Genomic DNA, 13796 nt, shown 5'->3' on the forward strand with positions numbered 1-13796 from the left:
GGTGCCTTTTTTCCGCCCAGAATCACGTGCATTGCCTCCTCACTTCCCACCTCGACGGCCCGGCCCCCCGAATGATCTTTTCCGCCTTCGAACGCATGGTCGCGATGCGCTACCTCCGGGCGCGCCGGCAGGAGGGGTTCATCTCCGTCATCGCCGGCTTTTCCCTGCTGGGCATCGGCCTGGGCGTGGCCACCCTCATCATCGTCATGTCGGTGATGAACGGCTTCCGTACCGAGTTGCTGGGCCGCGTGCTGGGCCTGTACAGCCATCTGGAGGTGCAGTCCCTGCTGGGCCCCATGCCCGAGAACGATGCGGTCACCCAGCGCCTGCTGACCGTGCCCGGCGTCACCGCCGTCATGCCGACGGTGGAGGGCCAGGCCCTGATCACCCAGGACGGGACGGCCAGCGCGGCTTATGTCCACGGCATCACGCCGGAGGATTTCCGCCGCCGGCCCATCGTCTCCACCCATCTGGTGGAGGGGGCGGCCGAGGCCTTCGGTGCCGCCACCGGCGCCACGGGGGACGAGGCCAACCTGGGCGACGGCATCGCCATCGGCAGCCGCATGGCCAAGCGTTTGAACCTGCATGTGGGTGACCAGCTGCGCCTGGTGAGCCCGCGCTTCAACCAGACGGCCTTCGGCTCCATCCCCCGCGCGCGCACCTATCCCGTGGCCGCCATCTTCGACGTCGGCATGTACGACGTGGACAACAGCCTGATCTTCATGCCCCTGGCGGCGGCGCAGACCTTCTTCGGCGTGGCCAACGGCTACACCTCCATCGAGGTGTTCGTGCAGGACCCCACCCACATCGACCCCTACCTGGCCGCCGCCACCCGCGCGGCGGGGCAGGAGTACCGCGTCTATGACTGGCGCCAGCGCAGCGCCGCCTTCGTCAGCGCCATCGACGTCGAACGCAACGTCATGTTCCTGATCCTGTCGCTGATCATCCTGGTGGCGGCGTTCAACGTCATCAGCAGCATGATCATGCTGGTCAAGGACAAGGGGCGGGACATCGCCATCCTGCGCACCATGGGCGCCAGCCGGGGCATGGTGCTGCGCATCTTCTTCCTGACGGGCGCCAGCATCGGCGTGGTCGGCACCGTCTTCGGCATGGTGCTGGGTGTGCTGTTCACCAAGAACATCGAGGCCATCCGCCAGTTCCTGCAGGCCATCATCGGCCGCGACCTGTTCAACGCCGAGATCTATTTCTTCACCCAGATCCCGGCCAAGCTGGACTGGATGGAGGTGGCGCAGGTGGGCGTCATGGCCCTGTTCCTGTCCTTCGCCGCCACCGTCTACCCCTCCTGGCGGGCCGCCCGCCTCGATCCGGTGGAGGCCCTGCGCTATGAGTGACGTGTCCGTCATGGAACAGCCCATCATCCCCGCCACGGGCGACACCGTCCTGGAACTGTCCGGCGTCGTGCGCCGCTTCCAGCAGGCGGGTGCGGTGCTGGAGGTGCTGCGCGGTGCCGCCTGTTCGGTGCGCCGGGGGGAGATCGTGGCCCTGGTGGGGCCCAGCGGCGCCGGCAAGTCCACCCTGCTGCACATCGCGGGATTGCTGGAGCATGCCGACGGCGGCGTCATCCGCATCGACGGCCGCGACGCCGCCACGCTGGACGATGCGGGCCGCACCGCGCTGCGGCGGCAGACCATCGGCTTCGTCTATCAGTTCCACCACCTGCTGCCGGAATTCAGCGCGGAGGAGAACATCATCCTGCCGCAGATGATCGCCGGCGTGTCCAAGGCGGTGGCGCGGGAACGGGCCAAGGAGCTGCTGGCCCAGGTGGGCCTGGCCGCGCGGGGCAGCCACCGTCCGGCCCGCCTGTCGGGCGGCGAGCAGCAGCGCGTGGCCATCGCCCGTGCGCTGGCCAACCGGCCCAGCCTGCTGATCGCGGATGAGCCCACGGGCAACCTGGACCACCACACCTCCGACGACGTGTTCGCCCTGCTGACCCGCCTGGTGCGGGGCAGCGGTACGGGTAAAGATGGCTTCGGCGCCCTGGTCGCCACTCACAACCTGGACCTGGCGGCGCGTATGGACCGGGTGGTGGAACTGCGGGACGGCGTGCTGGTGGAGTCTTGAGTCAGCTGACCCTGGACCTGCCGCCGGGCTTCGACCCCGACGCCGCTTGGCGCTATCACGGCCGCGACTGGTACCGCGACCGCGACGCCCCGGCGGAACGGGTGGCGGGCCCCGCGCTGACCAAGGCGCTGGAGTTCGACGGCCGGGCCTACCTGCTGACCCTCACGGTACCCGCCGGCGGCGGTACCCTGGTGATGGGCATGGACAGCGACGATCCCCTGATCCTGGCGCGCGCCCAGCGGGTGGCCCTGCGGATGCTGGGCCTGACGCCGGCGCTGGCCGATGCCGCCGCCGGGCTGGAGGCGCGTGCGGACCACGACGCGACGACGGCGCGCCTGGTGGGAAACCGCCGGGGCTTTCGTCCACCCCTGGCGGCCACCGTGTTCGAGGCGCTGGCCTGGGCCATCATCGGTCAGCAGATCAACCTGACCTTCGCCGCGGACCTGCGCCGCCAGCTGATCCTGCTGGCCGGCCGGCCGCACCCGTCGGGCATGATCGCGCACCCGGACGCGGCGGCGGTGGCGGCCCTGGATCCGGACGTGCTGACCGCCCGGCGCTTCTCCCGCTCCAAGGCACGCTACCTCCTCGATGCCGCCCAGGCGGCGGTGGCGGGCCAACTGGACCTGGCCGCGCTGGAGCGGCTGGATACCGACCCAGCCGGTGAGGCGGCTGCCGAGGCGGCGCTGCTGGCCCTGCGCGGCATCGGGCCGTGGACCACCAACTACGTCCTCATGCGCGGCTGCGGCCTGCCCGACCGGGTGCCGGTGGGCGACGCCGGCCTGGCGGCGGCCCTGCAGCGCTTCCACGCCATGGATCGCCGCCCCACGGCGGAGGAGCAGGCGACGCTGATGCGGCCCCACGCCCCTTGGCGCAGCCTGGCCACCGCCCATCTGTGGGCCAGCCTGGCCTGAGGCCGTCGGCATGACCGTCGACTGCGGCGGGATGTCGCGGTCGGGTGGTCCTGTGGAGTCGCTGGTATTGGATGTTCCGTGCCGCACTTGTTGGTTGCGGGCAAGTTTGCAATATAGGGGCGAAATTCGATTTCTGGAATCGCCTGCGATGCTCCGACGCCCCCTTGCCGTCCTGGCTCTTTCCCTTCTGCTGATGCCGGGGCTGGCCTTGGCCGGGGCTGAGGATTGCCACCTTCAGAAGGTTGCCGAATTGGGGGTGCGGCTGAATGAGGGGCGGCCGGAAGTGGATGGCACGCTGAACGGCCACACCATCCGCGTCGCCCTGTCCACGGGCAGTTCGAAGACCACGCTGACGGAAGCGGCGGCCCAACGCCTGGGGCTGGAGGTGACACGCCTGCCCATGGCCCATGGGGTGCTGACGCCTGGCCGTGGCGTTCGGGAGATCGGGGCCGCGTCGGTGGAAAGCTTGACGGTCGGCGGCTGGCAGGCGGACCATCTGAGCCTCATGGTGGTCGCCGCCGGCGCGGGGGATATCGACCTTGTCCTGGGCCAAGACGTCTTTTCCCAGGCCGATGTGGAACTGGATTTCGCCCACAATACGGTCCGCTTCTTTCAACCGCAGGGATGCGATGGCGTGCCCCTGGCCTATTGGGCCGACACCTACGCCGAAGCGGGCATGCAGTACGCCCAGGATCCACGCCGCCGTTTCAGCAATCGCATCTGGGTGCGGCTCAATGGGCACGAATTCCTGGCCCGCTTGTCCACCGGTACGCGCTACAGCACGCTGAGCGACACCATCGCCCACCAGCAGGGCGTTTATGAGGGGGGCCCCGGTGTCACCCAACTAGCCATGATCGGCCCCCCGGACAGCGAGAAGTACCCCCTGTCGGTCGGCACCTTCAACAGCTTGGCCATCGGTGATGAAACGCTGAACAACGTCAAGCTGCGGTTCACCCGGTTCAATCCCGACTTTCGCTCCGACCTGGGGCGGCATACGTGGGGTCTGATCCTGGGCATGGACTTCATTAAGTCGCATCGCATCTTTATCGCTAATAGCCAGGACAAGATCTATTTTACCAACGTTTCCAGGCCCATTTTCGACACGCAGACGCCCGATGCCGAAGTGACGCCTGAGCGCTGAGCCAGCCGTCCCGTCCCTGCTTGCGAGGATCGTCCCCATGCGCCATCGTCTCGCTTCCCTCGTTACCGCCCTCACGCTGGCCGCCGCCCCGGCCCTGGCGGGCACGGCCGATTGCCGCCTGAACCCGGTGGGGGAACTGCCCATCCATCTGGAGAACGGCCTGCCCATCGCCGAGGGCCTGCTGGACGGCAAACCGGTGCGGGCGCTGGTCGATACCGGCACCACCCGCCACCTGGTGTCGGTACAGGCGGCCCGGCGGCTGGGCCTGGACTTTCAGGAACGCACCGTGCGCGGCGTGAACCTGGGGCAGGGGGATTGGCGCAAGGCCGGCACCATGAAGGCCGACACGCTCAGCTTCGGCCCCTGGCAGGGCAGCGGCTATCGCCTGCAACTGGTGGACGCCGGGGATTTCGGCGCCAATGTCGACATGGTGCTGGGCCAGGATTTGTTCGTGCAGTCCGACGTCGAGCTGGACATGGCGCACAACGTCATCCGCTTCTTCCGCCCGGCGGACTGTGATGACACGCCGCTGGCCTATTGGGCCCAGACCTATTCCCAGGCCACGCTGCGCTCCCACGGGTTTGGCAGCTATTCCGTCAGCCGGGTGGTGGTGCAGCTGAACGGGCTGGAATTCTGGGCGCGGCTGGACACGGGCGTGCGCACCAGCACGGTGCTGACCCGCCTGGCCCACCGCGTGAACGTGCGCGAGGACAGCCCCGGTTCGGCGCCGGGGCCGGAGCGGCACGACATCGGCCGCACGCCGGTGTCCACCTGGATCGGCACTTTCGACACCCTGGCCGTGGGGGATGAGACCATCCGCAACGCCCGCCTGTCGGTGGGCGACTACTACAATCTGGGCGTGGAGCGCGACGGCAGCCTGGCCATGGTGCTGGGCATGGACTTCATCCGGTCGCACCGCATCTTCATCGCCAACAGCCAGGACAAGATCTACTTCACCAACGTGGCCAAGCCGGTGTTCGGTCCGCCGGGGGCGTAAGCGTGGATGCGGGGCCGGGATGCCGGGCGGCCGCATTTGCCAATATCGGGGAGTTGCGATGCGTCTCGGGGAAATGCGTGGTGCGGTGTTCTTAACGGCCATCAACGCCATTTTGATGGTCGCACCCATCGGTGTCGCTTGGGCTGGGGCTTCGGATTGCAAAGTGAACAAAATCGCGGAGCTGCCCATCAAGGTGGAGCATAATCAGCCGCTGGCGGATGGGATGGTGAACGGCAAAGCCATCCGTGTCCTGGTCGACACGGGGGCCTACCGCACCACCATGACGCGGGGCGCGGCCGAGCGTCTGGGCCTGGACGTCACCCTGCATGCCGCGGCGGGCGTCGCCGTGGGGGTGGGCGGCCAGGCGGCCATCGGGTCCGCCCCCGTCGCGGAACTGTCCGTGGGGAATTGGCACGCCCGTGACCTGAAGCTGGAGGTTTTGGACACCGCCGATGTCGGGCCCGGAATCGAACTTATCCTGGGTCAGGACGTCTTCGGTCAGAGCGATGTTGAGCTGGATTTCGTTGGCGGAGCGATCCGCTTTTTCCAGCCGGCGGGCTGTGAGGATGTGCCCCTGGCCTATTGGGCGGAGACCTATGCCGAGGCGCGAATGAAGCCGGTGGCGGGGCGCCGCACGTCCAACATGGTACGGGTGGCGTTGAACGACCATGAATTCTGGGCAATCCTCGATACGGGTGCCAGTAGCAGCAGTGTGCAGCTGCGCGCCGCCCACCGCGCCGGCGTGCATGAGGATGACCCCGGTGTCATCGCCGGGGCGGCCAGCCACGGCGTGGGTAAGCGCAGCATTCCCACGTGGATCGGCACCTTTGCGACCTTCGTCGTGGGGGATGAGACGGTTCACAATGTGCGGCTGCGGTTCGGCGACTATTCAGCCGGCGCGGATCCGGAGCGTGATGGCGCGCACGACATGCTGTTAGGCGCTGATTTCATCAAGACGCACCGCATTTATGTCGCCAACAGCCAGAACAAAATCTTTTTCACCAACGTCGGGCATCCCATCTTCACGCCCCTGCCCAAGGTCCCCGAGACGGCGGCCAAGGCGCCAGAGACGGTTAACCCGGCCGAGAATTGAAAATCCGGCGGCGGGACCGCTTATTCATACCGCAGCGCCCGCACCGGCCTTTCCCGGGCGATGCGGGCCAGTTGCGCGGCCACCGTTGCCCAGGCCAGCGCCAGCGATATCGCGGCGGCGGCCAAGAACCAGAGCGGATCAAGAGCCACCCGGTAGGCATAGCCATCGAGCCACTGCCGCAAGGCCCACCAGCTGACGGGCCAGGCGATCAGGCAGGCCAGGCCTACCGGCTTGAAGAACTGCCACAGCAGCAGGCGCAGGATCTGCGGCAGGGTGGCGCCCATCACCTTGCGGATGCCGATCTCCTTGGTCCGCCGCTCCGCCGTGAAGGCCGCAAGGCCGTACAGCCCCAGGCAGGCGATGACGATGGCCAGGCCTGAGAACAGGGCGAAGAGCCCGCCGGTCCTGCGCTCCTGGTCATAGAGGTGCTGGTAACGATCCGTCAGGAACCAGCGGTGGATGGGCTGGTCCGGCACCAGGGTCGCCCAGACGCGGTCGATGGCGGCCACACCCTCCGCTGTCTGTCCGGCCTTCAAGCGGACCATCATGACGGAAAAGCCGTCGCCGACATGGAAGATGGCGGGCGACACCGGGCGGTGGATGGAGCGGAAGTGGAAATCCTCCACCACGCCGATGACGGTGCCCCGGATGGTCAGGGCGGAGCCGGCCGAGCCCACGGTTTTCAACACCACCTGTCCGATGGCGGCCTCCGGGCTGGCGAAGCCCAGGCGCCGTGCGCCGGACCGGTTCAGCACCACCGCCGCCGGCAGCTCCAGAGATGTCACGCCCGGGGGCGGCGGCTTGTCCGCCAACATCCAGTCCGGCCGGTGCACCTTGTCGGCGGGCCGGCCGGGGTCGAACGCCCGGCCCGCGATCAGGCGCAGGCCCATGGTCTGGATATAGCCGAAACTGACACCCTCGCCCCGCATGGTCACGGGGGCGGCATCCCCGGGCCGGCGCACCAGTTCATCCTCACCCTCACCCGGGGCGCCCAGATAGATGGTGCTGGCCGCCACGTCCGCGATGGCCGGTTCTTGGCGCAGCCTGTCCATAAAGGGGGGCCATTTGCCCGGCGCGCCCAGCGTGTCGTCGATATCGACCATGACCATGTTGTCGCGCTGGAACCCGACCGGCTTACGCTGCGCGTAAAGATACTGGCTGTGCACCACCGCCGCCGTTGCCAGCAGCCCGATGGATACGGCGAACTGGAACACCACCAGCAGGGTGCGCAGCCGCCCGGTGCCGCTGGCCGCTGAGGCCCCCCGCAGGGCTGACACCGGGGTGACAGCGGACAGGACGAAGGCGGGATAAGCGCCGCTGGCGATGCCGGTGAGCAGGCCCATGCCGGCCAGCAGGCCCAGCAGCGCCGGGTCGCCGTAATCCAGCTTCAGCGGCGTGGCCGTCAGGCGGGAATAGAGGGGCAGAGTGATCTCCGCCAGGGCGATGGCCAGGATCATGCCCAGGCCGGTCAGCAGCAGCGCCTCACTCATGAATTGAAGCATCAGGCGGCCCCGGCTGGCGCCCACCGTCTTGCGCACCCCCACCTCTCGCGCCCGGAGGGAGCCGCGCGCCGTGGCCAGGTTGGTGAAGTTGATGGCGGCGACGCCCAGGATCAGCACCGCCACCAGGGACAGCAGGGACAGGCTGCCTGCGTCGGTTCCCGGCTGGGCGTCATCCTCGATAGGGTCGGTGTGGATGGCGCGCAGGGAGCGCAGACGGGGCACATATAACTCGGCCAGCCGCAGGGGGCCTTGCGGCGTCTGGGCGTCCGGCGCCGCGTGGCGGTGCCAGGCGGTCAACTCCCGCCCAACGGCGGCGGCGTTCGCCCCCGGGGCCAGCCGGACGTAGGTGCGCCAGTCCAGTTCGAACCAGTCCTCCTCAGGGTTAGGCTTGGACAGGATGACGGAGTTGGTGGGCACCATCATCAGGGCGGGGGCGAAGTGCGTGGTCTCCGGCAGGTCGGCGACCACGGCGCGCACCGTCAAGCTGTGGTCATGGACCACCAGGGTCTGGCCCAGGGCGGTCCCATCACCGAAATAGCGGCGCGCCCCCGCCTGGGTCAGCACGGCGGCGGCCGGGTCGGCCAGGGCCGCCGTGGCATCACCAGCCAGCACCGCGCGCGGGAATACCGCCAGGAAATTGCCGTCGACGACGGTGACGACATCCCCGAACCGTTGGTCACCCTGGCGCACCACCATCCGTCCGCTGCTGGCGCGGGTGACCGCTTCCACCTCCGGCCGGCCCTCGGCGAAGGCAGGGCCAATGGCCCGTCCGGTTCTGGCGATGCGGCGGGGCTCTTGGCCCAGGTCGTGGACCTCGGTGTCGATCTGGTAGAGGCGGTCGGCGGACGGGAAAAAGGCGTCGAAGGATGTTTCGTGCCGCACGAACACCAGGATCAGGATGGCCGCCGCCAAGCCTATGCCCAGGCCCAGCAAATTCAATACGGTGTACAGCTTGTGCCGGGCCATGACCCGCAGGGCGACCGTCAGATAATTCCCCACCAACCACCCCTTTCGCATTCTTTGGCCATCCGGTTGTGCCGGTTGGCTGTTTTGCATCGAAATAAGCAATAACAGGGCCATCAATAAGCTCTTGTTTTTCCTATACCCCCGGACGAAGGTCGCTGTCCGCGCGCGGACAGTGTGCGGAAACGGACGCGTGCCCGCCGCGACACGCGCACTCTGGCGGGGCCGGGTCTCGCGTGGCAGGGTGGGGTGGCGAGGAAATGGTTGGTGGTGTGAAATGGGCGTGACGCCGGCGGGTGCGGGCCGGGACCGGTGGTCCCAAGTGATGACGGTGGTGCGGGTCGCCAGCGGCAACTTCCTGGAAATGTACGACTTCATGGTGTTCGGCTATTTCGCCGGCGCCATCAGCCGCGCCTATTTCCCCAAGGGCAGCGACACCGCCGGCCTGCTGCTGACCTTCGCCACCTTCGGCGCCGGTTTCCTGATGCGGCCCATCGGCGCCCTGGCGCTGGGCGCCTATATCGACCGCAAGGGGCGGCGCGACGGCCTGCTGCTGACCCTGGGCCTGATGTCGGTGGGTACCATCACCATCGCGCTCATGCCGGGTTACGCCACCATCGGCCTGTTGTCACCCCTGCTGGTGCTGCTGGGCCGCCTGGTGCAAGGCCTTTCGGCGGGGGTGGAGCTGGGCGGCGTCTCCGTCTACCTGTCGGAGATCGCGACGCCGGGCCGCAAGGGCTTCTACGTCAGTTGGCAGTCGGCCAGCCAGCAGGTGGCGGTCATGGTGGCGGCGCTGATCGGCGTGGCGCTGACCTTCTATCTGCCGCCGGACACCATGCAGGCCTGGGGCTGGCGCATTCCGCTGGTGGTGGGCTGCCTGATCGTGCCCTTCCTGTTCCAAATCCGCCGGTCCCTGACCGAGACGGAGGTTTTCCTGGCGCGCAAGCACCGGCCCACGGTGGGTGAAATCCTGGCCTCGCTGGCGGCCAACTGGGGGGTGGTGCTGACCGGCGTGGGCCTGGTGCTGATGACCACCGTGTCCTTCTATTTCATCACCGCCTACACCCCCACCTTCGGCCGCGATGCCCTGCACCTCAGTGACATGGACGCCCTGCTGGTCACCCTGGCCGTGGGCGCCAGCAACTTGGCTTGGCTGCCCCTGTCGGGCGCGCTGTCCGACCGTATCGGCCGCCGGCCCATCCTGGTGGCCTGCACCGTGCTGGCGCTGGCCACCGCCTATCCGGCGCTGAGCTGGCTGGCCGACGCGCCCAGCTTCGGCCGCCTGCTGGGCGTGGAGCTGTGGCTGTCCTTCCTCTACGCCTGCTACAACGGCGCCATGGTCGTCTACCTGACCGAGATCGTGCCCACCGCCGTGCGCACGGCGGGCTTTTCGCTCGCCTACAGCCTGGCCACGGCCGCCGGCGGCTTCACCCCCTTCGTCAGCACTTACCTGGTGAAGCACGGCGGCAACGCCGCCATGCCGGGCCTATGGCTGTCGGCGGCGGCGTTCTGCGGCCTGGTCGCCGTGCCGGTCAGCGCCCGGTTCGCCAAGCGGCATGCGGAAGGGTGAGGGGGCGGCGTTACCTTCCCCGCGCCAGCCACACGGTGTGGCGGCCGCAATCCGGGTCCTCGGCGCGAAACTCCACGACGTCGAAGCCGTGTGTGTCCAGCAGGACGCGGTATTCGGTCGGGTCCAGGCTGGCGTGGTACAGCGGCTCCCCGGCGTAGTGCCCCATGGCCACGCCGTGGCGGGGGCCGCTGGTGAACATCAGGGCCGCGCCGGGCAGGGCGTGGCGTTGGAACACGGCGAACAGGGCGCGCTGATCATCGAAATCCAGATGGAAGAAGCTGTTCCAGGCCAGGATGCCGGCGTAACGCTTGCCCAGATCCAGCCCGCGCATGTCGGCCAGCCGCCAGTCCTGGTCCGGCATGCGGCTGATGGCGAGGTCCAGCAGCGCGGGGGCGCTGTCCACGCCGGTGACGGCGCGGCCCCGTGCCACCAGGTAGCTGGCCATGGGGTCGCCGCCGCCGCACCCCAGGTCCAATATCGGTCCCGGCGGCGCCAGGGCCAGGAAGCGGTCCAGCCAGGGGCCTTCCATGTTCGGGCGGCGGCGCTGGGCGGCCTGGCGGTCGGCCTCCCACGCCAGGCCGTGGCGCCGGTACAGGTCGATGATGCGGTCGGCGTCGCTCATGATTTCGGTCCGGGAACGGGGTAGCGTTTATTGGGTACACCGGCCGGGCAGGAGGCGGTTCGGTGCGGCGACGCTGGATACCCTGAAGGTAGAGCTGCAATAATTTAACAGAATATCGACTCTGGGTTGTGGTCTGCTGATCGGGATCAGACGCCCCGGAGAGGGCGCCGTTTTGGCGGTGGAGGCCCCCATGTCGATTTCGCCCTACACCCTGTATCTCGACCAGTCCGCCCACCTGGACTGGGACTGGCTTTACACCTTCGAGCAGAACTTCTGGTACTACAAGTATGGCCAGGGGGTGAAAGCCATCCTGGACCAGGCCATCACGAATGTGTCCGCCCCCACCGTCGATGGCATCACCTATTATTACACCATCTGCGAGATGGGGTATTTCAAGCGCTACATCGACGTTTCGCCCGACCAGGTCAGCGCGCTGCAGCAGGTGCTGGAGAACGGCGACACCTTCCAGGTACTGGGCGGCGGCATCACCTCGCCGGATTGCCTGGTCTGCGCGGGCGAAGCCTTTCTGCGCAACTACCTCGTGGGCCATGTGTGGTTGTCACAGGCGCTGCCCTTCATCACGCCGAAGCCGCACTGCTGGATTCCGGACGATTTCGGCCAGGATCCGGAGCTGCCCGTGCTGACCCAGGCGCTGGGCTTCACCGGTATCGGCTTCTCCCGCCTGCCGGGAAGCAACAGCAGCTGCCTAGTGCCCGATCCGACCCAGTCGCCCGCTGGCCAGGACTGGCCGGCCACCCATTTCGACTTCACCTGGCAGGCTTCTGACGGGTCGGCCGCCATCACGCATTGGATGCCCGACAGTTACGCCTTCGGCAACCAATTGGGCAGTCCCGCTGAGGCCACCCAAATCTCGCTGTTCACCAACGCCTACCTGCCGACCCAGGACAGCGACCCGGTCCAGTACGGCGCCGCGGCCACCCCTTATCTCTACATCCCCATCGACAATGATTTCAGCATGCCGCTGACGGGGCTGCAGGCGGCCGTCACCCAGTGGAACGACAACAAGGTGTTCGGCGGTGGCGCCCAGGCGACCAACACGCAGGTGACGCTGGGGACCTTCGACACCTTCATCACCCAGTTGCAGCAGAACCAGGCCGACTATCCCCTGCCCCTGCTGGCGCCCTACAACGGCACACCGTACTGGACCGGCTATTACGCCAGCCGCATGGCACTGAAGACGCTGCACAACCGGGCGCTGCGCGCGCTGGTGGCCGCCGAGGTGTTCGGGCTGCTGACCCGGCCCAACGACACCACCTACAACAATGCCCTGCCCACCGGTTTCTGGGATGATCTGGCGGCGGCCTGGATGGCCTTCCTGCCCAGCACGCATCATGATTACGTCTGCGGCACCGCCAACGATGCCGTTTACGCCACCGAGCAGTTGCCCCTGCTGCGCGGCGTGGCGGGCACGGCCGCCGGTCTGCGTGCCACGGCCCTGAACGCCCTGGCCTCCATGACGGCGCCCAGCGAGGATAAATATCCCGTGCTGGTGGCCAATTCCCTGGGTTTCGCCCGCACGGGCCTGGTCGCCATATCCGATGTGGCCGTGCCCGGCCTGGACCAGGTCACCTTTGATGGCAAGCAGAGCGCGGCCCAGATTTCCTCGGAGGGGGAGATGCTGTTCATCGCCACGGTCGACAGCCTGGGCTATGACGCCAGCGGCAGCCTGTCCGCCGGCGTCTCCAGCGGGGCTGGGACGAAGGGCTCGCCCCCCGTCAGCATCACCCCGGCCACCGGCGGCGGCGGTTACGTGCTGCAGAACGATTATCTGATCGCCACCATCTCGCCCGCCGCCAACTGGGGTGTCGAATCGCTGGTCGACCAGTCGACCAGCACCGACATCCTCTCGGGCACCGGCAACGACATGACCTTCTATGTCGACCAGGGCGGGCTCTACCAGTTCGGCAACGAATATGTCGACGGGTCCTACTCCTTCCACCCCGATACGGGCGTCACCGCCACCACCACCGGCGCCTGCTTGGGTGCCGTGGTGCTGGAGACGGGGCCCGTGCGGGTCAGGCTGCGCACCGTCGTGGCGTACGCGGTGAATGGGACGACGGTCCGCTACACCCGCGACTATGAGCTGGTGGCGGGGGAGCCGTTCCTGCGCATGGTGACCACGGGCCAGGCGCCGTCCGGCTATTCCGTCATGGCCCGCTTCCCGTTGTCGTCGGCGGTGACCGGCCTGGTGCACGGCACGCCCTATCACTGGACCACGCAGCAGCCCCTGCGCGCCGGTGACGGCCAGCCCTTCTGGGGGCCACCCACCTTCCAGGCCACCCATAACTTCGTGCTGCCCCAGGACCAGGACGGCGCCACCCTGGCGGCCCTCTATCACGGTGGCGTTCCGGCCTGGGCCTATGACGCGGATGGCGCGCTGATCGGCTGCCTGATGCGCAACACGCCCACCAGCGGCGGCCACGGCGCCAGCGGGACGGATACCGGACCCCATACCCTGGCGTACGCCCTGCGTGTACCCGGGGGGCTGGGTACGCCGGACAGCGGCGCGCCCTTGCAGGAGGCGCTATCCTACAACACCCCGCTGCAAGGCGTCTTGCTGCCCACCCAGGCAGGCGTCACCAACGGCCTGCCCCAGCAGGACAGCATCGCCGCCGTCACCACCGGCGCCGCCATCCTGACCGCCGCCAAACCCGGCAGCTTCGCCGCCAATTCAGACAGTGTCGTGCTGCGGCTCTACTCCCCGGCCAATAAGGCGCAGGACGTGGCCGTCACGCTGGGTGCCGGCCTGGCGCCGTCGCAGGCGGTGGCGGTCACGGCGGCGGAGGGGCCATGGCCAGGGCCGGACCAGGGGGTGACCCTCAGCGGGGGGACCGTCACCCTGACGATGACCAACGCCCTGGCCACCCTGCAGCTCACGTAAGGCTGCTGGCTTC

General features: G+C 68.1%; 10 protein-coding genes. 8 read left to right on the top strand and 2 right to left on the bottom strand.

The window, feature by feature from the left end:
• Window positions 1-71: 71 nt before the first annotated feature.
• From P5F91_RS22870 to P5F91_RS22895, 6 genes are all read left to right on the top strand, one after another.
• Window positions 72-1352: a lipoprotein-releasing ABC transporter permease subunit gene (locus P5F91_RS22870; RefSeq protein ID WP_277908350.1), complete on the top strand. Its 1281-nt coding sequence runs from the start codon at window positions 72-74 to the stop codon at window positions 1350-1352.
• Window positions 1345-2082 carry an ABC transporter ATP-binding protein gene (locus tag P5F91_RS22875; RefSeq protein ID WP_277908351.1) on the top strand — a complete coding sequence of 246 codons (738 nt, stop codon included), beginning with the start codon at window positions 1345-1347 and terminating at the stop codon, window positions 2080-2082. Before P5F91_RS22870 ends, P5F91_RS22875 begins: the two co-directional genes overlap by 8 nt.
• Complete coding sequence (locus tag P5F91_RS22880; protein ID WP_277908352.1) at window positions 2079-2993, top strand: DNA-3-methyladenine glycosylase family protein; 915 nt, start codon at window positions 2079-2081, stop codon at window positions 2991-2993. The genes P5F91_RS22875 and P5F91_RS22880 overlap by 4 nt, the downstream gene beginning before the upstream one ends.
• Window positions 2994-3141: 148 nt before the next feature.
• Window positions 3142-4134 (top strand): pepsin/retropepsin-like aspartic protease family protein, encoded by a 993-nt coding sequence (locus P5F91_RS22885; protein ID WP_277908353.1) that lies wholly within the window; start codon window positions 3142-3144, stop codon window positions 4132-4134.
• Window positions 4135-4171: 37 nt separating this feature from the next.
• A complete protein-coding gene (locus tag P5F91_RS22890) occupies window positions 4172-5131 on the top strand; it encodes a retropepsin-like aspartic protease (RefSeq protein WP_277908354.1) in 960 nt (319 codons plus the stop codon).
• 163 nt (window positions 5132-5294) lie between these two features.
• Complete coding sequence (locus P5F91_RS22895) at window positions 5295-6224, top strand: aspartyl protease family protein (protein ID WP_277908355.1); 930 nt, start codon at window positions 5295-5297, stop codon at window positions 6222-6224.
• A 20-nt stretch (window positions 6225-6244) separates the two neighbouring features.
• On the opposite strand, the gene P5F91_RS22900 is transcribed toward P5F91_RS22895, so the two are convergent.
• The gene (locus tag P5F91_RS22900; protein WP_277908356.1) at window positions 6245-8725 is read right to left on the bottom strand and encodes an ABC transporter permease; all 2481 of its coding nucleotides are present in this window, start codon (window positions 8723-8725) and stop codon (window positions 6245-6247) included.
• Between the two features lie 241 nt (window positions 8726-8966).
• Here P5F91_RS22900 and tcuC point away from each other — a divergent pair, with 241 nt between their 5' ends.
• Complete coding sequence (tcuC, locus tag P5F91_RS22905; protein ID WP_277908357.1) at window positions 8967-10259, top strand: MFS transporter; 1293 nt, start codon at window positions 8967-8969, stop codon at window positions 10257-10259.
• A 10-nt stretch (window positions 10260-10269) separates the two neighbouring features.
• Here the strand turns inward: tcuC and P5F91_RS22910 are convergent, their stop codons facing one another.
• A complete protein-coding gene (locus P5F91_RS22910; RefSeq protein ID WP_277908358.1) occupies window positions 10270-10881 on the bottom strand; it encodes a class I SAM-dependent methyltransferase in 612 nt (203 codons plus the stop codon).
• Between the two features lie 190 nt (window positions 10882-11071).
• Between P5F91_RS22910 and P5F91_RS22915 the strand changes: the two genes are divergently transcribed.
• Window positions 11072-13783 (top strand): glycoside hydrolase family 38 N-terminal domain-containing protein, encoded by a 2712-nt coding sequence (locus tag P5F91_RS22915; RefSeq protein WP_277908359.1) that lies wholly within the window; start codon window positions 11072-11074, stop codon window positions 13781-13783.
• Window positions 13784-13796 lie beyond the last annotated feature (13 nt).

Source organism: Nitrospirillum amazonense (genome assembly GCF_029594735.1).
GTDB classification, from domain to species: domain Bacteria; phylum Pseudomonadota; class Alphaproteobacteria; order Azospirillales; family Azospirillaceae; genus Nitrospirillum; species Nitrospirillum amazonense.